This is a genomic window from Sneathiella sp. (assembly GCF_036960985.1).
Classification (GTDB): Bacteria; Pseudomonadota; Alphaproteobacteria; order Sneathiellales; family Sneathiellaceae; genus Sneathiella.
Genome location: NZ_JBALWD010000011.1, coordinates 107446 through 131630, shown reverse-complemented (window position 1 = coordinate 131630; position 24185 = coordinate 107446). Strand labels below are relative to the sequence as shown.

At 48.1% G+C, this 24185-nt stretch carries 21 protein-coding genes; 8 read left to right on the top strand and 13 right to left on the bottom strand.

Annotation, left to right across the window (positions count from 1 at the left end):
- Positions 1–423, bottom strand: a 423-nt coding sequence (locus tag V7723_RS08970; RefSeq protein ID WP_335684118.1) for a hypothetical protein, incomplete at its 3' end; no start/stop codon positions are given.
- A gap of 165 nt (positions 424–588) precedes the next feature.
- Here V7723_RS08970 and V7723_RS08965 point away from each other — a divergent pair.
- The 4 genes from V7723_RS08965 to V7723_RS08950 all read left to right on the top strand — a co-directional run bounded on the left by V7723_RS08965 (position 589) and on the right by V7723_RS08950 (position 3954).
- Positions 589–1338 (top strand): phosphoadenylyl-sulfate reductase, encoded by a 750-nt coding sequence (locus V7723_RS08965; RefSeq protein ID WP_335684117.1) that lies wholly within the window; start codon positions 589–591, stop codon positions 1336–1338.
- A 131-nt stretch (positions 1339–1469) separates the two neighbouring features.
- Positions 1470–1799 carry a DUF2849 domain-containing protein gene (locus tag V7723_RS08960; protein ID WP_335684116.1) on the top strand — a complete coding sequence of 110 codons (330 nt, stop codon included), beginning with the start codon at positions 1470–1472 and terminating at the stop codon, positions 1797–1799.
- Positions 1800–1814: 15 nt separating this feature from the next.
- Entirely contained in the window at positions 1815–3467 is a 1653-nt protein-coding gene (locus V7723_RS08955) for a nitrite/sulfite reductase (protein WP_335684115.1), read from the top strand.
- On the top strand, positions 3460–3954 hold the full coding sequence (locus V7723_RS08950; RefSeq protein ID WP_335684114.1) for a DUF934 domain-containing protein: 495 nt from the start codon (positions 3460–3462) through the stop codon (positions 3952–3954). The genes V7723_RS08955 and V7723_RS08950 overlap by 8 nt, the downstream gene beginning before the upstream one ends.
- 98 nt (positions 3955–4052) lie before the next feature.
- On the opposite strand, the gene V7723_RS08945 is transcribed toward V7723_RS08950, so the two are convergent.
- The 8 genes from V7723_RS08945 to V7723_RS08910 form a co-directional block, all read right to left on the bottom strand.
- On the bottom strand, positions 4053–4529 hold the full coding sequence (locus tag V7723_RS08945) for a YHS domain-containing (seleno)protein (RefSeq protein WP_335684113.1): 477 nt from the start codon (positions 4527–4529) through the stop codon (positions 4053–4055).
- A 97-nt stretch (positions 4530–4626) separates the two neighbouring features.
- The gene (locus V7723_RS08940) at positions 4627–5262 is read right to left on the bottom strand and encodes a rhomboid family intramembrane serine protease (RefSeq protein ID WP_335684112.1); all 636 of its coding nucleotides are present in this window, start codon (positions 5260–5262) and stop codon (positions 4627–4629) included.
- Between the two features lie 101 nt (positions 5263–5363).
- The gene (locus V7723_RS08935; RefSeq protein WP_335684111.1) at positions 5364–6569 is read right to left on the bottom strand and encodes a CaiB/BaiF CoA transferase family protein; all 1206 of its coding nucleotides are present in this window, start codon (positions 6567–6569) and stop codon (positions 5364–5366) included.
- Positions 6569–8665, bottom strand: coding sequence for an acetate--CoA ligase family protein (locus V7723_RS08930; RefSeq protein ID WP_335684110.1), 2097 nt, complete (start codon positions 8663–8665; stop codon positions 6569–6571). Before V7723_RS08930 ends, V7723_RS08935 begins: the two co-directional genes overlap by 1 nt.
- Positions 8666–8697: 32 nt before the next feature.
- Positions 8698–9804 carry an acyclic terpene utilization AtuA family protein gene (locus V7723_RS08925; protein WP_335684109.1) on the bottom strand — a complete coding sequence of 369 codons (1107 nt, stop codon included), beginning with the start codon at positions 9802–9804 and terminating at the stop codon, positions 8698–8700.
- Complete coding sequence (locus V7723_RS08920) at positions 9755–10516, bottom strand: acyclic terpene utilization AtuA family protein (RefSeq protein ID WP_335684108.1); 762 nt, start codon at positions 10514–10516, stop codon at positions 9755–9757. The genes V7723_RS08925 and V7723_RS08920 overlap by 50 nt, the downstream gene beginning before the upstream one ends.
- Entirely contained in the window at positions 10516–11340 is an 825-nt protein-coding gene (locus tag V7723_RS08915; protein ID WP_335684107.1) for an enoyl-CoA hydratase/isomerase family protein, read from the bottom strand. Before V7723_RS08915 ends, V7723_RS08920 begins: the two co-directional genes overlap by 1 nt.
- 34 nt (positions 11341–11374) lie before the next feature.
- Complete coding sequence (locus tag V7723_RS08910; RefSeq protein WP_335684106.1) at positions 11375–12001, bottom strand: TetR/AcrR family transcriptional regulator; 627 nt, start codon at positions 11999–12001, stop codon at positions 11375–11377.
- Between the two features lie 189 nt (positions 12002–12190).
- Between V7723_RS08910 and V7723_RS08905 the strand changes: the two genes are divergently transcribed.
- From V7723_RS08905 to V7723_RS08895, 3 genes are read left to right on the top strand one after another with little or no spacing between them, the layout of a single operon-like run.
- On the top strand, positions 12191–13336 hold the full coding sequence (locus tag V7723_RS08905; RefSeq protein ID WP_335684105.1) for an acyl-CoA dehydrogenase family protein: 1146 nt from the start codon (positions 12191–12193) through the stop codon (positions 13334–13336).
- A gap of 38 nt (positions 13337–13374) precedes the next feature.
- Positions 13375–14589: an acyl-CoA dehydrogenase family protein gene (locus V7723_RS08900; protein WP_335684104.1), complete on the top strand. Its 1215-nt coding sequence runs from the start codon at positions 13375–13377 to the stop codon at positions 14587–14589.
- Position 14590: 1 nt separating this feature from the next.
- Positions 14591–15676: an acyl-CoA dehydrogenase family protein gene (locus V7723_RS08895; RefSeq protein WP_335684103.1), complete on the top strand. Its 1086-nt coding sequence runs from the start codon at positions 14591–14593 to the stop codon at positions 15674–15676.
- 8 nt (positions 15677–15684) lie between these two features.
- Here V7723_RS08895 and V7723_RS08890 read toward each other — a convergent pair whose 3' ends face one another.
- The 4 genes from V7723_RS08890 to V7723_RS08875 are packed head-to-tail and all read right to left on the bottom strand — an operon-like array spanning position 15685 to position 22239.
- A complete protein-coding gene (locus V7723_RS08890; RefSeq protein ID WP_335684102.1) occupies positions 15685–17721 on the bottom strand; it encodes an NADPH-dependent 2,4-dienoyl-CoA reductase in 2037 nt (678 codons plus the stop codon).
- Positions 17722–17747: 26 nt separating this feature from the next.
- On the bottom strand, positions 17748–18542 hold the full coding sequence (locus tag V7723_RS08885; RefSeq protein ID WP_335684101.1) for a TIGR03084 family metal-binding protein: 795 nt from the start codon (positions 18540–18542) through the stop codon (positions 17748–17750).
- Positions 18543–18571: 29 nt separating this feature from the next.
- Complete coding sequence (locus V7723_RS08880; protein ID WP_335684100.1) at positions 18572–20563, bottom strand: acetyl/propionyl/methylcrotonyl-CoA carboxylase subunit alpha; 1992 nt, start codon at positions 20561–20563, stop codon at positions 18572–18574.
- A gap of 53 nt (positions 20564–20616) precedes the next feature.
- Positions 20617–22239 (bottom strand): acyl-CoA carboxylase subunit beta, encoded by a 1623-nt coding sequence (locus V7723_RS08875; RefSeq protein ID WP_335684099.1) that lies wholly within the window; start codon positions 22237–22239, stop codon positions 20617–20619.
- 475 nt (positions 22240–22714) lie between these two features.
- Between V7723_RS08875 and V7723_RS08870 the strand changes: the two genes are divergently transcribed.
- On the top strand, positions 22715–24184 hold the full coding sequence (locus V7723_RS08870; RefSeq protein WP_335684098.1) for a hydroxymethylglutaryl-CoA synthase family protein: 1470 nt from the start codon (positions 22715–22717) through the stop codon (positions 24182–24184).
- The last annotated feature ends 1 nt before the right edge of the window (position 24185 follow it).

Sequence of the window (24185 nt, the reverse complement as noted above, 5' to 3'; positions counted from 1 at the left end):
TTCTGCAGCAACCAACGCAGCACGTATTTTCTTTGGATACTTCGCAGCACCGCTCCACCAAACAAACCCTTTTTCGACCAACTCCTTTTGAACCCATGTCCCGGAATTATTCACAATCTTTCCATGCCAATCGCCATATCGATTTTTCTCTGCGCCCATCTCTTTAAAAAGCGAAGCATCTAATCTTACCTGTCCAGGCAGAACAAGCGCTTGCAGCTGGTCAATTGCCTGCTTAAATTCAACAGGGTTTTCGGCAGAATCAGGGAACTGAAGGCCATAAAGGGAAATAGCCAGTCCTTCGTCCGTTACAAGTCGGCCATCGATAATTTTGGAAATTCTGTAAGTGGATACGTCATTCGCAATAACCGAGGTTACGAAGAAAGTAAAGGAACCTACGATTAGGACTAAGGCATATCTATTCATTTCCTGCTCCTGACACCAGATTATCGTATATTAGATTCATTAGATCAACTCTGAATTTAATTTATACAATTTATTTTGTTATTAAATATTTATACAATTTTCCTTGATATAAATGACAATACCTCCTACCTGTTACTTATTGTTGTAGTAGATCTCAGGTGAATCATGAGTTTTTTGTCAGAAAAATTTAGCGCTGAATCAGAAGCCGCCCGATTGCGAGGCAAGTATGGCCATCTTTCTGGTGTTGCGCTTTTAGAAGCATTGGTCAGCAATGAGCTCAATGGGCAACTTATGCTATCATCGTCTTTCGGGGCAGAATCAGCGGTATTACTTGATCTTGTTTCCCAGGTAGACACCACCATTCCTGTCATTTTTCTCGATACAAGACGGCTGTTTGGAGAAACGCTCAGGTATCAGAAGTCACTGACTGATCATTTTGGCCTTGAAGATGTTCGGGTAATTCGTCCAGACGATGGCGTTCTTCAACGTCTCGACCCAAATGACATGATGTTTGCCACTGATCCAGACAAATGCTGTAGCTTACGTAAAGTTCTGCCTCTAGATAAACAGTTAAAAAATATGGGAAATTTAGGTTACAAAGGCTGGATTACTGGACGTAAAAATTTCCAATCTTCAACACGCGACTCGCTCCAGCCAATTGAAGCGGATACCGATTTTATAAAAGTGAACCCGCTTTATGACTGGTCGTCCGCTGACATTAAGCAGGCGTTTATTACGAAGAATCTGCCGCCCCATCCGCTTGTCGCTGACGGTTTTAAATCAATTGGCTGCATGCCGTGTACATCACGCGTTGCGCCGGGAGAGAGCGATCGGTCTGGCCGTTGGGCAGGACAAGATAAAACAGAATGCGGCATTCATACGAACAGAGATGCACCACTACCCGGCATAAATTAATACAAATTTTTACTGTTATATAAAATTTATTCACATTTATCTTGAGTTATTAAAAATAATACCTAAATTATAAACATGAAAACAGTTGTTGAAAAATTGCTGAGGCAATCACAACGCAAAGGAGTGAAGAAATGGCATTACAGGTTTACACAGCGTCGCTTTTAAAAGAAGGTCTGGTTGCGTATCTTTGTCTTGAAGATGGCTCTCCTTTCTGGACGTCTGAAATTGCACGAGCAACAGCCGTGGATGATGAAACTGTAGAATCTCTCAAAGTTGCCGCAGAGAAATCAGAACAAGAAAACATCATTGTGGCACCGTATGCCATAGATGTACTTAATTCCGATAATGGGTGGATTGCCGCTACCAAGCGGGAACAAATTCGTGCCTCAGGTCCGACAGTCAGTTTACCCCAGGACAATGCTTCTGACGTCTCAGTACGCGCAGGCCGCCAAGCCGCCTAATATTTAAGGGTTACCATGTATCAATATTCAGAGCAGGACCATCAGCTGCTGCTGGAGCGTGTCGAGCAATTTCGCGGGCAAGTTCAGCGGCGATTGAAAGGCCAATTGTCCGAAGATGAGTTCAAACAACAGCGTCTTCGCAACGGGCTTTATCTGCAACTTCACGCTTACATGCTCCGTGTAGCTATTCCCTATGGTTTGCTGTCCGCGGAGCAAATGCGCACACTCGCCCATATTGCCCGTAAATATGACAAGGGCTACGGCCATTTCAGTACCCGGCAAAACATCCAATACAACTGGCCGCAACTTGAAGACGTTCCGGACATTCTGGATGACCTGGCTGCTGTCGAAATGCATGCTATTCAAACCAGCGGAAACTGCATTCGCAATACAACTTCAGATCCACTTGCCGGTGTTGCACGTGATGAGCTTGAAGATCCTCGCCCCTATTGCGAACTCATCCGTCAATGGTCAACCTTTCATCCAGAATTCAATTTTCTACCGCGCAAATTCAAAATTGCTGTAAGTGGGGCTATTCACGACCGTGCGGCCGTTGCCGTTCATGATATTGGTCTACGCCTCGTCAGTAACTCTGAGAATGAAACAGGCTTCGAAATTTACGTTGGAGGTGGCCTCGGCCGCACACCGATGATCGGTAAGTTGATTCGTGATTTTCTGCCAAAAGAAGATATGCTGACTTACTTGGAAGCAATCTTACGTGTGTATAATCAGCTCGGCCGCCGCGACAACCTATATAAAGCCCGGATCAAAATTCTGGTTCATGAAACCGGCGAAGAAAAATTCCGTGAGCTGGTTGAAGAAGAATGGCAAAAGATTAAGGCTACGGGCCTGTATCTGCGTGAACAAGATATCGACCGGATCAAAACATTCTTTGCTGATCCAGACTATGATGAATTGCCAGATACGGATAGAGAATTTGAGAACCAGCTTCTCGGAAACCCTGATTTTGCACGTTGGGCTGATAAGAACATAGAATTACACAAACAATCGGGTTACCGCGTCGTTTATCTATCTTTGAAATCCGCGCATCAACCCCCGGGCGATGTGACAGCCGATCAAATGGATGCAATCGCTGATTTGGCGGACAAATACAGCTTGAGCCAAATCCGGACCACTCATCGTCAGAATCTTGTTCTGTCCGACGTAAAAGTGAAAGACCTGTATGCTCTCTGGCTGGAGCTGAAAAACTTGGATCTGGCAACGCCAAACTATAATCATGTGACGGATATTATCTCCTGCCCCGGGCTCGATTACTGCGCCTTGGCAACCGCTCGCTCTATTCCGATATCTCAGGAAATTACCAATCGGTTTGATGATTATGATTTCGTCAACGATTTGGGTGACCTGAGTATTAATATATCCGGCTGTATCAATGCCTGCGGTCACCATCATGTGGCGAATATCGGTATCCTCGGCGTAAATAAAAAGGGCACAGAGGTCTATCAACTGACCCTTGGCGGTAGCGCTCGCGAAGACGCCTCTATCGGCAAGATCATTGGACCCGCATTTGAAGCAGATCAGATTGTTGATGCTATAAGTGATGTTTTAACCGTCTATCTCGATAAACGCGAGGACCCGGAAGAAACTTTTCTTACGACGTATCGTCGGATCGGCCAAGCACCGTTTAAGGAAAAACTCTATGGGTAACTATATCAAGGACAGGAAGCCCGCTGACGACGAATGGATGCCTTTTACCGGGCTTGAAAGTTCAGATTCTTTGCCAACGGGTGACATTTATGTTCCTTTGGAGGAATGGGTCGCCGCGAGAGATATGTTGCTTGGTCGCAATAGCAAACTTGGTGTTTCCCTCAAGAATACGGATGATGTGGCGCTGATTAAGGATGATCTGGAAAGACTGGATCTCGTTGTACTGGAATTTCCGAAAATGGCAGATGGCCGAGCCTTCACGCAGGCACGTCTGCTTCGGGACAGATATGGCTTTAAAGGTGAGATCAGAGCCACGGGCGATGTCCTCCATGACCAGCTATTCTATATGCAGCGATGCGGTTTCGACGCTTTTGAACTGCGAAGTGGCGAGGATCTGACGGGCTCCTTGAAAGCTTTTACAGAGATGACCGTAACCTATCAACCTGCAACAGATGAAGAATTCCCCATATGGCGGCGCGACACTTAATCGTGTAGCTCGAAAGACTGCTACGGCAGGTTTCTGAAAAGCACCTGGTTCAATTGCTTCCCCGCAGCCGGGTGCTTTTCATTTTCACGATATCAGGCCTATTTGAAATCCTTACTGATATTAGGCCAGTTTGTATCTGCCAGCTTTATGTTGCCAGGAATATCTTGTTCCCAGGTGCTTTGCACCCCTTTGGAATAATTTAAATACAATTTTTCATCTACGATCTTCCAGGCCTCAGGGACAGTTGATGCTGTATACCCTTGGCTAACAGCCCATGCACAATATCCCCCAAACTGCGGAGCGTATTTTTCTGGATCAGATTCGAAAAGCATTTTATTTTCTGCACTGGAGAATTGCCAAGTTGCTCCTTTCCAGTCGACACTAAAATCCTCTGTACCCTCCACTGGTTTTCCTTGCCGGAAATAGGCAACAACGTCATACCCTTCTACGGCTGTTCCAAACAAACTGCTGTAATAGAGGCTTTTGGCCGAAGCGGTACTCAAAGTTGAAAAGGACATAAGAGCGACTAAAACGGCAACGAAAAAACTATGAAGGCCAATGCGTGCGAGGGTCATGTTTTTCTCCTTACATTTAACAATACATGAACGGCTTGCCACATAATTAGCCAATGTCTGGTCAGCATACCAGCCAATTTCAATAACGTTTCCGCGATCAAATCCGTGTATTTTTACCTATTCTCGTATACAGAAAGGCCAATAACATTCCGGCAGCAAACCCTCCACAGTGAGCCGCCCATGCTATTCCGGCGCCCGGACCCACCAATAATGTGCCGAGATCCGTTGCCCCAACAAGCAGGTTGATGCCCATCAAGACAGCAACAAATATCAAAACGCCTCGCCATTTATAACGGGGCAATAGAACGATCGCCGTTGCCCCCATCGCACCAAAGACGCCGCCAGAGGCACCATATAGAAATATATCAAGGCCTGGCTCCGCGATCAGATACTCCGCTATTGCTCCGGACCACCCTGAAAGGAAATACAACACAAGAAATCGGGTCGGTCCGAAGTGGCGCTCGACCATCGTCCCGAAAGCAAGAAGCATCCCCGCATTGATCACCATATGAGCCCAGTCATGATGCAAAAACATATGACTGTTCAGGGTCACAAACAAATGAAAGAGATTTGGAACGGTCGGGTTGTCCAGAATGGCAGTGACAACGGCTGGCCGAAACGAAAAATTCAACAGAACCCAGTTCTCTGTCGCTTGTGTTGTTACCATCATTAAAAGATGAACAATGAAAATAGCCGCGACCATATACATAGTGGCGGGCGGTACGTTGAACATCGGGTCGTCTGAATTAGAATGCTGTGTCAAAAAGAAACCTTACATATTGCCAGAGTTAAAGTTTCCGGCAAGGAAATGAATACCAAGTATATGTAATAGGACTACTCTCCGTTTACAGCAAGAAATTCGGCAATTTTATCCTCGGCATATCCGAGCGATCTAAGCACCTCTGCTGTATGCTGACCCACTTTAGTTGGCGGGGCCGCCACCGTCATAGGGCCGTCGACATTGGTGATAAAAGGCGCTCCAACCAATCGCAATGCGTCATCAAAACCCTGAATCTTGCCGGTATCGACCATCACGCCGCGATGTTCCAATTGTGGATCCTTGACGGCCTCATGTAACGTTCTTACCTCTTGAACAGCAACACCCGCTTCATTCATAATTTGAAGCCAGTCTTCCGTGGTTTTCGTTTTTATTGCGCCGCCAACCAACGCCAATCCTGATTCCAAATTCTCTTGTCTGGCTTCGAAAGTTGCATATAAAGGATCTTCCAATAAATGCGCCAATCCAATCGCCTCAAGCACACTTTCATTTTGAGCTGACGTAATAGTCGCAACCAAAACTTTACCGTTTAGGGTCTCGAAGCATCCAGCAGTGGGTTGCCGCGTCGGCGAGTCATTACCAAGCAATGGTGGAATATTGCCGCGCACCATAAAATCTGCCATTTGCGCGGCAGCTAACATAAGCGCGCTATCATACATAGCGACATCCAGATACTGACCCTCGCCCGTAACATGACGTCGGTTAATTGCCGAAGACACAGCAAACGCTGCATTAATTCCGGTAAACATATCAATTACCATGATTCCGATACGTGTCGGGCCCGTTTCCTCATGGCCATTTAGCGTAAAGAGTCCTGACGCGGCCTGTATTGCAGAATCGTAGGCCTTGTCTTTACTTCTTGGTCCTACTTGCCCATATCCGCTTATTGAACAATAGACCAGATCGGGTTTCCGCTTTTTCAGCGTTTCATAATCAATACCGAGCTTTTTGGCGACACCTGGACTGAAATTCTCAACAACCACGTCAGCATCATCAACAAGCTTATAAGCAACTTCCCGTCCCGATTCCGATTTCAAATCTAGCGCGAGGCTTTTTTTGGCAAGATTTACTGTCAGAAATGCGGGAGAGAGAAGTTTGGCCGCCATTTCTGGATCGGTCAGCGTTGTTCGTAGTTGGTCACCTTTTTTTGGCGCTTCAATCTTGACCACATCTGCCCCGAGCAGCGCAAACATTTGAGTGCAAATCGGCCCCGCTAATACTTGCGTAAAATCAACAACTTTTAGTTTTTCATAAGCCCTCATCAGATTTGCACCTTCGGCACGATCAACGCATCTACGGCAACAGCCCCCTCCGGGAGAACGATAAACGGATTGACATCAATTGTTTCAATGGTGTCAGCATTTGCGTCGGCGAAGACTGAGAGTTTCGACAAAGCTTCAGCTAAGGCATCAATATCGGAAGGCGGGGCGCCTCTCACGCCATCAAGCATGGCACGGCCTTGAATTTCATCAATCATCCGATAAGCCTCGTCAACACCAAACGGTGCAAGGCGGAATGTCACATCTTTCAACACTTCAACAAAAACTCCGCCAAGACCGAACATAACAGCAGGACCAAAAACAGGATCACAAACGACACCCATAACGGTTTCGACACCGCCGGACACCATTTCAGCAACGATTACACCATCAATTTTTGCATCTGGCTTCGCTGTTTTCGCGCGCTCGATAAGAATATCATAGCCAGCGGCAACTTCTTCCGCACTATCCAGACTTAACAAAACACCGCCGATCTCTGTTTTATGCAATATATCCGGCGATGCAATTTTCATGACAACTTTTCCGCCAATTTTTTGCCAAACGGCTACGGCTTCTTTGCTAGATTGCACAAGATCTTCGGTTGTTACCGGAACGCCAATACTGTTTAGAACTCGTTTTGCTTCATGCTCTGCAATAGGAGTAGTTGGAGCAGGAAGCGCTCCCGACGGTAACGCAGGCGGTGCGTCTGGACGGCCCCTGTCAAAGACCTCACCAAAATGCATTAATGAAGCCATCGCCCGAACGGCAAGAGACGGATCCTCATAGCAGGGGATACCAAGCTCTTCATAAATAGATACCACTTCGTCCGGCCCGATAATGCTCATCATCATGATCTCGTCGGCGTATTTTTCTCGGATATTCGTAAAAATTTGTTTGCAGATATCCTTCGTGAATGGCGACGCCGGAACACTCGCCATATAGACGATATGGGCATCAAAATCCGCTTCATCAATCGTCATACTGATGTTTGCTTCCATCAGACTAGGATCATTTAACGCTTGTGCAGTAAAGTCGACAGGGTTAGTCACGCCTGCGAACGGAATAAGTTCCTTCAATTTCTTTTGTGTCGCAATTGGTAACGGCGCAACATCCAGATCGTATTTAACAGATGCATCCGCCATCTGCACACCGACTCCGCCGGAAATAGTTTGTAAGTCGATCTTACGTCCCGTTGGATATCTTCCATACTGACAAGCATAGGCGACATCTACGAACTCTTCCGTCGTTTCCGCACGATAAACACCGTACTGTTTGAATAAAGCATCATAAACTGCGTCCGCTCCGGCAAGTGAAGCTGTATGCGACGCGGCAGCTTGAGCGCCGACATCTGTACTGCCAACTTTCATAAATATCACGGGTTTCTCAGCATCTCGCGCAATTTCCAGCGCCCTGCAAATGCGGTCGGCATCTTTCATACCCTCTGCATAAGCGAGAATCACTTTAACATCTGGCGCTTGCGCGTAAAATTCGATGACTTCCGCAACATCAACATCAGACTCGTTTCCGGTAGTCACCCAATAGTTTGAACCAACACCCCGCAATTGAGATACCATAAATACGTGGGCGCCATATGCGCCACTCTGACTGACAATCCCCATCGGCCCCGGTGGCAAGCGCAACATTCCTGGTGCATTGGTAAAAGTTCCATACCAACCTGCGTCCACATTAAAAACACCCAGACAATTTGGGCCAATCAGCCGCATACCGCTTTCCTTAGCGATGCCCGTGATTTCACGCTGGGCTTTCGCCCCATCATCGCTGAGCTCCGCAAATCCAGAGGTAAACATCACAGCGCTTTTTACACCATGGTCCGCGCAATCACGGACTGATTGAACAGCAATTTTTGCCGGAACTGCTATAATGGCGCAATCCACGCCTTTTGGGACTTCTTGAATTTTACCAAACGCGGGCAGATCTTGAATGGTCTCCCATTTCGGATTCACGGGGTATATATCCCCTTTGTATCCCAAGGTTTTCATAGAATGGATCGGTCGGCCACCAATACGCGACGGTGTATCTGAGGCCCCAATAATGGCGACAGATTTCGGCCGGAGCATGGGTTCGAGCGAATGGGTCATGGATTGGTTCCTTTTTATCCCTGTGTATGTATTTATGTCAGGCTTTTGGCCAGAGAACTAGGTACTTTTATTGGAAGCGCCAACAATTGTTGAGCATATGTTTTTGCCAAATTATCCAGATGCAACGTAGAGGTTCCGCCGCCGCCCAAGCAATTGGTCAGTAAAAAATTAAGTCCGTCTATTCCAGGAAGGTCAAATCGCGTGACATCCCCTTCGATCACATGACCAAACCAGTCCTTTACCCGATCTTCCGTCGCGCTTTGCTTTATCCACGGCAAAAACTCTTCGGTCCTCGCAATAACCCCAACATTTGCATTGTTACCTTTGTCGCCGCTGCGTGCGACGGCCAGAGAAATTAGAGGAACCTCAACGAGCTCTTCATTAACTTCCGGTGGCCCAGCATCCCGCAATGCAACTTGTTGCCTAACAACGCCGAAAGTTTCAGGGAAAGGTATTTTAAACGCGACATTCTTGTCATTGAGGAACACGTCTGCCTGGACATATTTTTTGTCGATCAAAAAAGCAAATTGAGCGACCACCGGTGTAATTTTTGGCCGTCCCGCCGCACCCGCAGAACAGCGGCCCGTTGTCATGGACAGACCAACACCTGTCGTTTCTTTGGAAAACAATTCAAGTGCTGCCCGTTCATCATGGCGAACATCGATTTGTGTGATGACTTCTCGGGCCATTGGCGACGTCTGATCGGCATTATTGCCCCAGAGTGTCTGCGCGCCAATCATATGAGTTGCCGTATCTCGGTAATCTCCGAGATTTCTCTCCATAAAGAGACGACGGGTACGTTTAATCAGCGCAGCAGAGAAAGCTTCGCCTTTTTGAACTGCATCAAATCCAGTAATAACCGTGGAGGCCGTCGATCGATAGCCATCCATATAGGTACCAGATACCTTATAAGTAGCCGTTGGCGCCCTGCCTTTTACTCCCGCTATTTCCAGCCAGTCTTTTTTAGTTTCCGTCAGTGTAATATTCGAGAAATCACAAATAGCATCCGGCATGATATAGGCTGAAGGATCCCCGATTTCATAGAGAATTTGTTCACCCACTGAGAATTTAGAGACGATACCACCTGTATCATCTGGGTTTCGTAATAGCAAAAGTACCGTCGGACCTACAGACAGCAATGGGGTACCCCATATCATCCCACCCATCGACCGTATCTTTCCAATCGGTGAAGTTGCCGCCGGTTGCTTGAGCACCACATTCAAGGATGTGCCCTGCCAAACTCCCCGCTGCCAGTTTGTCGTACTCATCGACGGACCAACCAAATTCATGGATTAATGGCCCGAGAGTAACAGCACTGTCGACGCAACGCCCCGTAATCACGACTTCCGCGCCGGCGTCAAGGGCAGCGGCAATTGGAAATGCCCCGAGGTAGGCGTTCGCACTGATCATTTTTTCAGGCATAGACTTGCCGGAAAACATTTCTGTCACACCCTGTCCGCGCAATTCCTCAATTCGATCCGTAAGGTTATCGCCTTCAACAGTTCCAATGTTCAGCGAGACACCGGCATCACTGGCAACCTTGGCAAGGGCTGCCGCGCAGGCGGCAACATTTACACCGCCGGCATTAACGACAACTTTTATGCCTCGAGTTTTAATTTCACTAATGAGCGGTTTCATCACCAAACCGATAAAATCCTTGGCATATCCCGCCTCTGGATCCTTCTGTTTGGCGCGCACAAGAATGGACATGGTTACTTCGGCAAGATAGTCAAATACCAAATAATCTACCTTGCCTTTCAGAACCAGTTGACGCGGTGCTTCCTGTGAATCTCCCCAATATCCAGAGGCGCCGCCGATGCGGATAGTTCTTGATGTCTGAGAATTGTTCATCACTCCCCTCCTTCGCTAGTTACTTGCCAAGCAGGCTTTCTTTTTTCCGCAAAAGCCCTCTGCCCTTCTTTTCCTTCGGGCCCTCGGTTTAGAACCGAGAAATTTTCAGCGGAAAAGCGGATCATGTCTTCTTCAGGTAAAGATCCGACTTTCAACATGATGGCCTTGGTTGCGGCATTCGCCATTGGGCCGCATTTCAAGACTTTAGCAACCACATCTTCTAGCGTCTTGCCAAGATCATCGTCACTGCAGAGATATTGCGCTATGCCATATTCGTAAGCTTTATCGCCGCCGAACCGTTCAGCGGTCAAGGCCAGCTGCCGTGCGCGAGTAAGGCCAATCCTTTTCACCACATAAGGCGCGATTTGCGCCGGCGCAACGCCGAGGGTCGTTTCCGGCATGCCCATTTTTGCCGTCTCTGACACAATCGTGATATCCGCGAGACAAGCGTATCCCATGCCACCGCCAAAAGCAGACCCTTCCACGACAGCAATGGTTGTCTGTGGAAGGTTTTCAAACCGTAAGAAAGCCATCCCAGCTCCCCGGTTTCTTTCCATGATCGGATCGCTGTCTTCTGTGACGATGTCTTCTGCCATATTTCGTCGCTCTTTGATATCGCCTCCTGCGCAGAAATGTCCTCCAGCTCCGCGCAGAATAACGACACGTACTTCGTCAGAGCAAGCAAGCCATTCCACGACGGCCGCGAATTCTTCGCCCATCTGGCTATTGATGGCATTCCGCTGCTCAGGTCGATTGAACGTGAGATTTAACCGTGGCCCTTGCACATCCAAAAGCAGAAATTCACATTTTGGTAGATCCGGCATTTTATGCTCTTTCTTTTTAATTTAGCGGAGAAATTCAAGAAGCGGTCAGATATTGTTTAAACATATCTTTAAACCGTTCTACTTGGGGAGAGAGTTTTTCACTATCCCCGGCAATTATCCTCGTCAGAGCTAATCCACGGAACGTGATCATCAGCGTCGACCGCCATGAGATTATTTCATCTAAATCCCGGCCTGTATCTGCAAAAATTTCCTGCCATGTCAGAGCCCGTTGCCGTTCCAGTTCTTCAAGTGCCGATGTTATCGCAGCACTAAACTCTGGATCATTTCGACCTCTCAGGGTGATTTCCATAAAGGCAGTATATGCTTCGCCCTGAAAGCCCCGCCAATATTCATCAAAAACCCGATCCAATCTTTCCTGCAACGGTAGTTGTTTTAATTGTTCTGTATTGAGGTGTTCGACTAGTCGAGCGGCAATTTCATTAATACTGGCAACAAGAAGAGATTTTGGGCTGTCAAAATGATACTGGATAGCGCCACGGGTCATACCTGCTTCGCGGGCGACGTCTTGCGTCGTGAGTTGAGATGCACCTTTTTCATAGAGCAACTTTATTGCTGCATCCACAAGCTTCGCCCGCGTTTCCATGCGACGTTCTTCTTGCCGCTTTCGCCCTGTGCTACTTGTCTCAGCCATCGTTACCATCGGTATCGATTCCTATTTTTAAATTGGTCTGCCATTACTTGGCGTAGACCACGATTCCTACGCAAACAATTTATCAATTGAAACATTCATTCATGAATGTTAGTATTTTTTCAACAAAAAGACAATCCAAATATGCGATATGCTGAACTCATTTAGCACATCCCCTGGACCAGAAGGTGGAATACTAACATGCAATTCACCCAAGAACACCGCGAGCTATCAGACAGCCTCAGAAAATTTATCGAAGCCGAAATCAACCCCTACGTCGATGAATGGGAGGAAGCAGAAATGTTTCCAGCCCATGAACTCTTCAAAAAAATGGGAGATATGGGGTTTCTTGGGATCAGCAAACCGGTAGAATTTGGCGGCAGTGGACTGGACTACTCATACGAAGCTGTCTCTTCTGAAGCCCTCGGATATATAAATTGCGGCGGTGTCGCCATGGGGATTGGCGTACAGAGCAATATGGCAACACCTGCTCTGGCCCAGCATGGCTCCGATGCTTTACGCCGAGAGTATCTTGTTCCGGCATTGCAAGGAGATATGGTCGCCTGCATTGGTGTGACGGAAGCAGAAGCTGGTTCCGACGTCGCCAGTTTACGAACTAATGCCCGCAAAGACGGGGATGACTATGTGATAAACGGCTCAAAAATGTATATTACCAATGGTTTGCAAGCAGACTGGATTTGCTGTCTTGCAAATACGGGTGATGGTCCCGCACACAAGAACAAGACCTTAATCATTATTCCCATGGATAGCCCAGGTATAACAAAACATAAAATTCGAAAAATTGGCATGATGTCCTCGGATACGGCGCAACTTTTCTTCGACGATGTCCGCGTTCCCCGGAGCAACCGTATAGGAGAGGAAGGGAAGGGATTTATCTATCAAATGCAGCAGTTCCAGGAAGAAAGACTGTTTGCCGCCGCCCGTGGCCCACGTGTCATGGAAGAGGCCATCAACGAGACCATAGAATATACCCGGCAGCGAAAAGCCTTCGGCAAGTCCATTCTCGATAATCAGGTTGTAAATTACCGTCTGGCGGAGCTGCAGACAGAAGTTGAGGCGTTACGCGCCCTTACCTACCACGCGGTTGAAAGATATGTCGCCGGCGAAGACGTTACCAAACTGGCGTCCATGGCGAAGCTCAAAGTTGGCCGCTTGCAGCGCGAGGTTATGGATAGCTGCCTTCAGTATTGGGGAGGGCAGGGTTATGTCTGGGAATCGTCCATTTCCCGGAGATTTCGCGACTTCCGCCTGACTTCCATTGGCGGTGGCGCCGACGAAGTCATGTTGAAAGTCATTACGAAATTGATGGGAATATCTCCGTCATGACGCGTTTTACTTATGTCGAAGATTAGAGGTTTATCACTATGGATCTAAACGACAGCGCAAAACACAATGCTTTTCGTCAGGAAATGCGACAGTTTCTGGACGCCCATAAAAATATTGCACCTTCAGAAACCACGCATTCTTATCGATTGTCCCCACGACCTTACTCCAAGGCTGTCAAAGCCTGGCAAAAATTACTGGTCGAAAAAGGATATGCAAGCCGCACCGTGCCAAAAACGTATGGCGGCTTTGGCGCCGAGCCTGACATTCTTGAGAACCGGATTATCGCCGACGAATTTTTTGCCGCTGGCATGCCACAAGGGCTTTATGGTCAGGGCATTTCCATGCTTGTACCGACGCTCCTGGAACATGGAACTGAGGAACAGAAGAGAACCTGGATTGGCCCGACAATAAGAGGGGACATTATGTGGTGCCAAGGGTACTCGGAACCAAACTCGGGCTCGGACTTGGCCAGCTTACAGACAAACGCCGTAGAAGACGGTGATGATTTTCTGGTCAATGGGTCGAAAATCTGGACCTCGTCTGCACATATCACGCCGATGATATTCTGCCTCGTGCGGACGGAACCTGATGCCTCTAAATACCAAGGAATCAGTTACCTGATCTTCCCCATGAATACACCAGGAATTGAAGTGCGGCCCTTACAAACAATGACCGGGCATCCGTCCTTCAACGAAGTTTTTTTCACAAATGTTCGAGTACCAAAATCCGTTGTCGTCGGCGGACGAGGAAATGGATGGAAAGTCGCCAATAGTACACTTAAGCATGAGCGCGGCATGCTCTCAAACGCTAACGGTTCGATAGAACGGCTCAATAAGATCTCTAGGCTACTCAAGAAAGAAACGCTCGATGGTCGCCCACTTTGGGAAAATAAAATTCTGACAGATCGGTTCATCTCTCTGCAGGCCCAGGTTCAAAGTATGCGGCTTCATGAAATGCGCCTTTTGACCCGCTCCGAAGATGGCAAGCCTCCCGGACTTGGAGATATGGTCTGCAAGCTTTTAGGCTGTGAATTAAATCATCAACTCGACGCCTTGGCCATTGATGCCTTAGGCGAAGTTGGTGTTTTATATGATGGCATTCCGTCGGTGGCGGAAGATGGCATCTGGCAGCAATGGTATATGTATGATCTTGGTCTCATAATCGGAGGCGGCACAGCACAAATTCAAAAAAATATCATCGCGGAACACGGGCTCGACATGCCGCGAGAACCTCGCGTTCAGAAAGGTTTATAAAATGTATTTTGGCCTCTCTGAAGAACAGCTCATGATACAGGATAGTTTTCGCGGTACCCTTGAACGAAATGTAACCCTCGACAGCATCCGCCGCATTAGCACGGGCGACGCGCCTTTTGACGCTGCCTTATGGCAAGAGCTGGTTAGCCTTGGCATGACTGCCCTTCTGATTCCCGAGCAATATGGTGGTGCGGCCCTTGGTCTGATTGAGGCGACCGTTGTTGCAGAGGAACTGGGGAGATCAGCAGCTCCTGTGCCGTTTGCTGGAACAGCCGTTATCGCGCCATTGGCAATCATGCTGATGGCAGATGAGAGCCAAAAGTCTGAATGGCTGCCCAGACTTGCTGATGGTACCGTGCGGATCGGCATCGCGATTTCAGAGCTGGCTAGCGGCGCACGGCGAGGCTCCGGCATAACAGCCGAAAACGGATCTCTTACCGGCACGGCTTCTTTCGTCATGGATGCCAGTGATGCTGATGCATTTATCATCGCTGATCGCCAACAAGAATTTCATTTGGTCAATGCGCAGTCAACAGGCTTGGAAATCAACCATCTTCCAACCATCGATGGCACGCGCCCGGTTGCCGAGCTGACCCTTCAAAATGTGCAAGCGTCTACGCTTCGAAATTCAACGCCTGACAAAATTGAACGTGTGCTAGCAGCGGGTCGGACCATCTTAGCCGCAGAAAGCTTCGGTGCGGGCGAGGAGATGTTACGGCAGGCCGTGGCCTATGCAAAAGAACGCAAACAGTTCGACCGGACGATCGGTTCCTTCCAAGCCGTCAAACATATGTGCGCAGAGATGGCGGCAGAACTCCAACCGTGTCAGGCATTGATTTGGTATGCCGCATATGCCTTTGACGCTAGTGAAGAAGATGCTTTGCTGTCCGCGTTGCTCGCAAAATCACAAATGGACGATGTCGGTCGGTTTGTTGCGCGTACCGCAACGGAAGTCCATGGGGGTATGGGGTATACCGACTTGATGGGCCTACATTTCTGGTTTAAACGCATTGGCTTTAACCGCGCGACATGGGGAGGCCCAGAAAAACTACGATCTGATGCCGCCCGGCTACAAGGTCTTGGATGAGCTAAAATCTAAATAGCTGCGGCAAGATAACTCGCCTGATTTATTGCGCGCTTTGCATCAAGTTCCATGGCCTCATACGCGCCACCGACCAGTTGGGCAGAAGCCCCCTCTTCTACCAGTTGATCATAGAGCTCTCGTTTTGGCGTCTGCCCTGCGCATATGACTACCGTATCCACGTCTAAAATGTCATATTGATCGTTGATCCGCAGATGCAATCCATCGTCATCAATTTTTAAATACTCAACACCATTGATCATTTTTACGCCGCGTCTGGCCAGTGCAATACGATGCGTCCATCCTGTCGTTTTACCAAGGCCACGCCCGACTGGTGTTGTTTTCCGCTGCAATAGCGTTACCTCTCGATCAGCCGCTTCGACCACAGGCTCAACATCAGTTACACCACCGCGCGGATGGTTCTCAAAATCAATGCCCCACTCCCTGGCAAAAATGTCGATATCAAGTGACGCTGATTTACCGGAATGCATAATTTTCTCGGCCACGTCAAATCCGATACCTCCGGCTCCCATTATCGCGACTTTTTTCCCTACGGGAACTTTACCGTTGATGACATCGATGTAGCTCGCCACTTTTTTATGAGTGATCCCTTCAATGTCTGGGACGCGCGGCGTAATGCCTGTCGCAACAATTACATCATCATACCCCTGTGCCAACAACATCTCTTTATCTACAAACGTATTTAGATGTAGAGATATTTTCCGTTTCTCAATAATCCGATTGAAGTATCGTAGCGTCTCGTAAAACTCTTCTTTGCCCGGTATCTGTTTCGCAAGATTAAATTGTCCTCCGATTTCAGTAGAGGCATCATAAATTGAAATCTTATGACCACGTTGGGAAGCAACATCAGCGTAAGCCAAACCGGCAGGGCCAGCTCCAATGATCGCGATATTTCTTGGATTTTCAGTCTTCTCATATTTCAGCGTGGTTTCATGGCAGGCGCGCGGGTTCACCAGGCAACTCACCTCCTGATGTCCGCCGAAAGTATGATCAAGACACGCTTGATTGCAGGCAATACAAGTATTGATCTCGTCTTCACGACCTTCCGCCGTTTTTCGCATAAAATCCGCGTCGGCTAACATTGGTCGGGCCATGGAGACGATGTCCGCATCCCCTTTGGCAAGAACAGCTTCTGCAACGTCCGGCATATTAATTCGATTACTGGTAATAGTAGGAATGCTCAGCTCCTTACGCAACCTACCCGTTACGCCCGCAAAAGCAGCTCGCGGAACCATGGTCGCGATGGTCGGAACAGCCGCTTCATGCCATGTGAAATGGGTACTAATTATATTTACACCAATCGCTTCCAGCTCCTTGGCCAAGGTGACAACTTCATCCCACGACATGCCGCCTTGCAACATGTCCATGGCCGCAATCCGAAAGACGAGAATAAAGTTCGGCCCGACGGCCTTACGAATGCGGCGCATAAGCTCAAGTGGAAAACGCATTCTGTTTTTATAGGATCCACCCCACTGATCGACCCGTTGATTGGTTTTTTCAACAAGAAAAGTACTGACAAGATACCCCGCAGATCCGATCATTTCGATCCCATCGTAGCCCGCTTCTTGAGCTCTTTCAGCGCAATTCACCATATCGGCAATTTGCTTTTCAATGCCGGCTTCATCCAATTCGTTGGGCGTATTAGGCGAAATCCGAGACCGTATTGCCGACGGTGCCACAGCCCCTTTGTTGCGGGCGAGTGGCCCCATATGCAAAATCTGCATACATATTTTCACATCTGGATCAGCATCATGGACTGCTTCCGTGATAAGTCGATGCTGAGCCGCCTCTTCTTTTGTTGAAAGCTTGGCCCCCATACCGCCTTCTAGATTGGGAGAAATGCCACCAGTGATGATCATGCCAACACCGCCGCGCGCGCGTTCCGCAAAGTACGGTGCCATGCGCTCAAAACCGCCTTCGAGCTCTTCCAATCCGGTATGCATGGATCCCATCAGCGCGCGGTTTTTCAACTGGGTGAACCCCAGATCCAGCGGTGCAAATAGATTTGGGTACTTTTCGAGTGCTGACATAATGCTATTTCTCTTCTTTGTCGTTTTTACGCGTGACGTGTTCCAGCAGCCGGCGGCGTACGTGGGGGCCCTGCAAAACATTGGGCAACAGCCATCCATCGAGTCGCGATATCACCGGTTACTTTTAGAGTGGTATCGGCAATATTGCGAGTTTGCGTGACGACCTGGCAAAATTCCGCAGCATCGCCCTCAATCAAATCGGCAGAATTGCCTTCATTCCATTCCCAAATTGCTCCAGAGGGTGCAAATAGCCTCACATAAGGGGCGTTGTTAGGAACTGTTTCTTCTCTGTTGATAAATGTCCAGCCGAAGGTATTAATCCCCATAACGACTATACTTTTGATCCGATCCTCATCTCGCCGTTCAGTCCCCAGCAAATCATATATTTCTTGAGCATGAGACCAGGTTTCCATCAATCTTGCAGAGATACTGCTTCTTGCGCTCATACTAGGACCAACCCATTTTAGACGTTGTTTTGGATCAGCGGCGTAAAAACGGTCTGCCATTTTGTGATAATAATCATGCCAAGCGTCGCGGAGTGCAATCCCATTCAGACCCTTAAGCATTTCATCTGTTGCCTTAACCAGAGATCCGGATTTTTCCTGCAAACCTTTTAATTCTGTATAAGTTTGTACAAAGGCGTCCTCATCAGACAAGGTCAAATCTGCTACGTAATTGAAGTAATGCAAATGCTGCAGGACATCATTAATCGTCCAGTCCCTAAACAAAGTAACTCTGTCATAATCTGCGTTTGACAAGGGCTTGATTAGATCGTAAAGAGCTTCGCTCTCATCTCTAAAGTCATAAGCTTCTGCTAACATCAATATCCTCCCACCATATTTAATCCGACTTATTCTGCCGCTTCTATTTCGATCAAAAAATCATCTACGGCAACTTGATGGGAAGCATGCGCAGCAACTTCACTCACCACACCGTTAATATCCGCTAAAATATCATGTTGCATTTTCATAGCTTCCAAAACGGCCAACCGATCCCCTGTTTTGACAGCATCGCCAGTTTGCACAAAAACCTCCAGCAAAGTACCATGCATAGGGGCTACAATCCTACCATTCCCCGCAGCGATTTCTACATCTTGCGCAAATGCAATCGAATTACGAAAACGATGCGTGCATCCGTGTTCCGAGAAATCTAGTATATTGTCCAGGGATCCATCGTAATGCACGCGGCGACGTCTGTCATTGACACTGAGTGTTGCTGTATCATTTGTTATGGAAACCAGGTCAATGAGAATAGAAGTATCTCCATGACGTACATCGTAAGTGCCCCCGCGCATCGGCGAGACTGTAAGATCGATGGCCTCATCTCCCCAACTATATGTATAACGCGTCAATAAACGCCCCCCGCTCGACCAATCTTGTAGCTGAGAATTGCCGAAAATCGCCTTAGCTCGCACTTTCTCTCGTTCGCACTGATATTGGATGACAGCAGCCATAGCCGCTTGTTCCAGTGACGGGAGATTGACTTTTAAATCATCGTCGGAAAATTCTTGGGCAATAAATGCAGTTGTCGCTGAACCCTCTGCAAAGCGGTCTTTCGACAAAACATCTATTAGAAAGCCACGATTGGTCGTCAGACCAAAAAGCACTGTTTCCTTGAGCGCATCGATTAACCGATGTCGCGCAATTTCCCTTGTTTCACCATAGGTCACCACTTTGGCAATCATCGGGTCGTAAAAAGGTGAAATACCCTGCCCCGCTTCTATCCCGCTATCAAATCGTATGCCCTCTCCAATTGCCGGCACCCATTTCGATATCGTCCCCGTGCAGGGTAGAAAGTCCTGGGCTGTATCCTCTGCGTAGAGACGCACCTCAATCGCATGTCCGGTCAGCGAAATATCTGATTGCTCGAGGCCAAGCAAATCGCCTTCGGCAACTCGTATTTGCAAGGCCACTAAATCAAGGCCAGTGATTAGTTCGGTAACCGGATGCTCCACCTGCAAACGCGTATTCATTTCCAGAAAATAGAATTTTCCACCGCTATCGAGTAAGAATTCAACAGTTCCTGCACCCCTGTAATGAATACTCCGAGCGGCCTCCACTGCTGCCGCACCCATTCTCTCCCGTAATTCTGCTGTCATCACCGGACAAGGGGCTTCCTCCACCACTTTCTGATGGCGCCGCTGTACAGAGCAGTCCCGCTCACCCAAATGAATAACGTTGCCATGGCTATCCGCAAACACTTGGACCTCTACATGTCTTGGCTCAAAGATTGCCTTTTCCAATATAAGTTCGTCGGATCCGAAAGCATTGAGAGCCTCAGATCTTGCAGAGGCCAACGCATCTTGTAATCCCGCAGCTTCCATCACCAAACGCATCCCACGACCGCCACCGCCCGCAGCAGCTTTCACCATGATCGGAAAACCGACGGTCTTGGACGCCGCAATTAGCGTGTCGTCCGATTGATCTGCCTCCTCATATCCAGGAATACACGGTACATCAGCCGCGATCATACGACGTTTTGCGGCCGCTTTGTTTCCCATCAAATCTATGGACTCAGCGGTTGGTCCAATAAATACAAGGCCTGCAGCATCGCAGGCGCGGGCAAATTCGGCATTCTCGGACAGGAAACCATACCCGGGATGGATGGCATCCGCTCCACTTTCTGTCGCCGCTTTCAGAATTCTATCCATATCAAGATAAGATTGCCCGACCGGGGACGGTCCGATATGAACCGCATCATCTGCCATCTTTACGTGCGGTGCATTGACATCAGCATCAGAATAGACGGCAATAGTTCTATAGCCGAGATTTTGCGCCGTGCGCATGACACGGACGGCAATTTCTCCACGATTGGCGACTAATATGTTTCGGAAGTTTCTCATTTTTATCTAACCTGCAATTTCGGTTCTTTTGTTTATTTTTCCGCTCAATTTCCTTACAATCTGGCAACCCCAAAACTGTTAGGACGCAGGGTTCGATTTCGTGCTTCCCAGCATGTTTGCAAAGCAAATCCCAGTACTTTTCGAGAGTCTCTCGGATCAATTACGCCCTGATCCAATAATCTACCGGATGTATAAAAGGCATCTGCTTGACTATCAAAATGATGTATGAGGCGCACTTTCTGGGCAGCAAAGGCATCTTCGTCGACTTCCAGACCTTTGCGTTCTGCTACGCCGCGCGCCACCTGCTCCATGGTTGTTGCAGCCTGCTCGCCACCCATCACGCCCGTTTGAGCGTTTGGCCAGGCAAAAAGAAAATCTGGTTCATACGCAAAGCCACCCATTCCATAGTTACCAGCGCCAAAACTCGCGCCAATATAGAGAGTTAGCTTCGGCACCCGAACATTGGCGACAGCCTGAATCATTTTTGATCCATGCTTGATCATTCCGCGCTGTTCATACTCCTTACCGACCATATAACCAGTGATATTATTGAGGAAAATGATCGGAATATCTGCTTGGTCACAAAGTTGGAAAAATTGGCCTCCTTTGGCGGCGCTGTCCGGATCAATAGGACCATTATTACCAACAATACCGACCGCATGACCGAAAATACTTGCCTGCAGACAGACGAGTGTGGATCCGTAGCGAGGCTTGAACTCATCGAATTCAGAGCCATCCACCAATCGAGCGACCACTTCCCGAACGTCATAAGGTTTTCGATAATCTACTGGAACAACGCCTGCAATTTCATCAGGATCGTAAATCGGCTCTTCAAAGGTCTCAGCCGTTGGCCGGACACAGTTCTTATTCCAATCAAGCCGCCCCACGATATCGCGAGCGATTAGTAATCCGTGCGCGTCATCTTCTGCTAAATACTCAACCAGCCCCGTGGTCGTCGCATGCATTTCCGATCCAGCTAGTTCTTCCTCATCAGAAATTTCTCCTGTGGCTGCCCGCACCAACGCGGCACCGCCTAAAGACGCCCGGCCACGCCCCCTAATCCCGATGACGTAATCACTCATGCCAGGAAGATAGGCACCACCAGCCGTCGACGGCCCGTGCAGAACAACAAAAGTTGGAATGCCCGCAGCACTCAATTTAGCCAGGCGTTGAAATCCGCCACCGCCCCATGCCCAGGATTCCACTTGATACTTCAACAAATTCGCACCGGCACTTTCAACCAAATGGACGAAAGGTAATTTTTTATCAATCGCCATGTCCTGACAGTTGCGAAGTTTCTCACCGGATTTCTGTGTCATGGCCCCCGCATTAATTCCGCTATCACTAGCGCAAATCATGCAGCGAACACCATTGATAAAACCGATACCTGTAATGGAACTGGCGCCGGGAATACTTTTCTCTCGATCATCCGTGTCCACCATATAATTTGCCAGACCATACAGTTCGAGAAACGGCATTCCAGGATCCAGCAATCGCACAATACGTTCCCTTGGCGTTAATTGTCCGCGCTGTTCGAAAATAGGACGGCGCCGTTCCGACAAATCCTTAGCTCTATCTTTCAATGTATGAAGGTCATCTATTAGAGACAGCATCTCTTGCCGGTTCGTAGAAAAAGTGTCGGAAGTTGTTACGATCTTGGACGCAAAGGCAGTCATTCGGGGCCCCCGGTTTTTATTCATTTTTATTAATTCTTGATAACATGAATATACGAATAGAGTTAGAAAAAAGGGACTGGACAACAGCCTTTCGCCGAAAATTCACGCTATATATTTCTAGATCTTGTCTCAGGTCAAACTTACTGTTGTCTTGTTGTTCATCAGGATAGCAGCGACCTCTCAAAAGAGGATTGCTTTTTTTTCAAATCAACACTATCATTCATGAATGAATGTATCAAATTGTAATTACGAATGGCAAATTCCAGTTACATGGAAAACATTCGCCAAATAGAATCAGAGCTTTGAGCTCAGATATCAGGATGTTTAATTGCCAAAAATTCTGGTGTTTGCCGGAGACACAATCTAGACTGCGCCCATACATTACATGGGTTAGATGCAACAAATGATGAGCATTTGTCCGCATCGAATAACATAAAATGGCACTAAGAATAATGAATAAAAGGAGCCGAAAGAGATGGATGTAGGAATATTGGCCTATGGTGGATACATTCCCCAAAGCCGATTACAGCGCAGCGAAATTGCGAAAGCACATAGCTGGTTTAATCCCGGACTAAATGGCCTTGCGAAAGGTGAACGAGCAATGGCGAACTGGGACGAAGACAGCGTAACAATGGCTGTTGAGGCGGCCCGGGACTGTTTGGGCGATACGGATCGCGATGTAATTTCTGCCGTTTATATGGCGTCCACTACTTTTCCATTTAGCGATCGGCAAAATGCCGGGATTGTTGCAGACGCTCTCAATTTGAAATCCGGCCTTCAGACCATGGATTTCTCATCCTCCCAACGCGCCGGCAGCGCCGGGCTCTCGCTCGCGCTACAGGTGGCTAAAGGAAGTGCTGATCCTGTTCTTTATACAACGGCTGAAAAACGCGAAACCCGCGCTGCAAGTCCGTTGGAATTCACTTCTGGTGATGGAGCTGCAGCTTTTCTTGTTGGCCAGGGTAAGGTTATAGCCAAACTGCTTGCCAGCCATACTGAAGCCGTTGACTTCGTCGATCATTTCCGCGGCGAAGGCGAAGCGTATGACTATAGTTGGGAAGAGCGTTGGGTCCGTGACGAAGGATACTTGAAAATCGTCCCCGCAGCGATTGCCGCCGTTTTGGATCAAAGTGGTGTAGATCCATCAACAATTACAACATTTTGCTTTCCAGTTGCAGCAAAGCGTATTGCCGCAACCCTGGCAAAACAAATGGGCTTTCCTGAAGCGTCTGTTGCCGACAACCTGCAAGCCAATTGCGGGGAAACTGGTACCGCGCATTCCATGGTCATGTTGGCTCAGGCGCTGCAAAATAACAAAGCAGGTGATAAAATACTGGTGGCAAGCTTTGGACAAGGCAGTGACGCTTTATTGTTTGAAGTTACCGATGAAATCGCCAATTTAGCTCCACGAATGGGCATCACAGGTTACCTCGCTCGGCGATATGCAGAGACAAACTATAACAAATATTTGGCCTTTCACGATTTAATCAATCTTGAGCGAGGCATTCGAGCTGAGACCGACAAAAAAACCGGTTTGACGACTTTGTACCGAAACAAGAACATGGCGCAAAGAATGCTGGGCGGCAAATGCACCCAGTGCGGCACGGCTCAGTTTCCAAAGAGCAATATGTGCGTGAACGAAAATTGCGGAGCAGTCCATACCCAGGAAGACTATCCGTTTGCCGATCGCATTGGCCGAGTTAATTCGTTCACCGCAGACCGGCTAACATACTCTCCGGACCCGCCGGCTTATTATGGCATGGTTCAGTTTGAAGAAGGCGGACGGTTAATGAGCGATTTTACTGATATCTCGCCTGAATCGGATGTTGAAGTAGGTATGGCGATGCGAATGGTCTTCCGCGTTAAAGATTATGACAATAAGCGTGGGTTTAGGCGCTATTTCTGGAAAGCGACTCCCGTAGCCGCTACACAAAAAGGAGAATAAC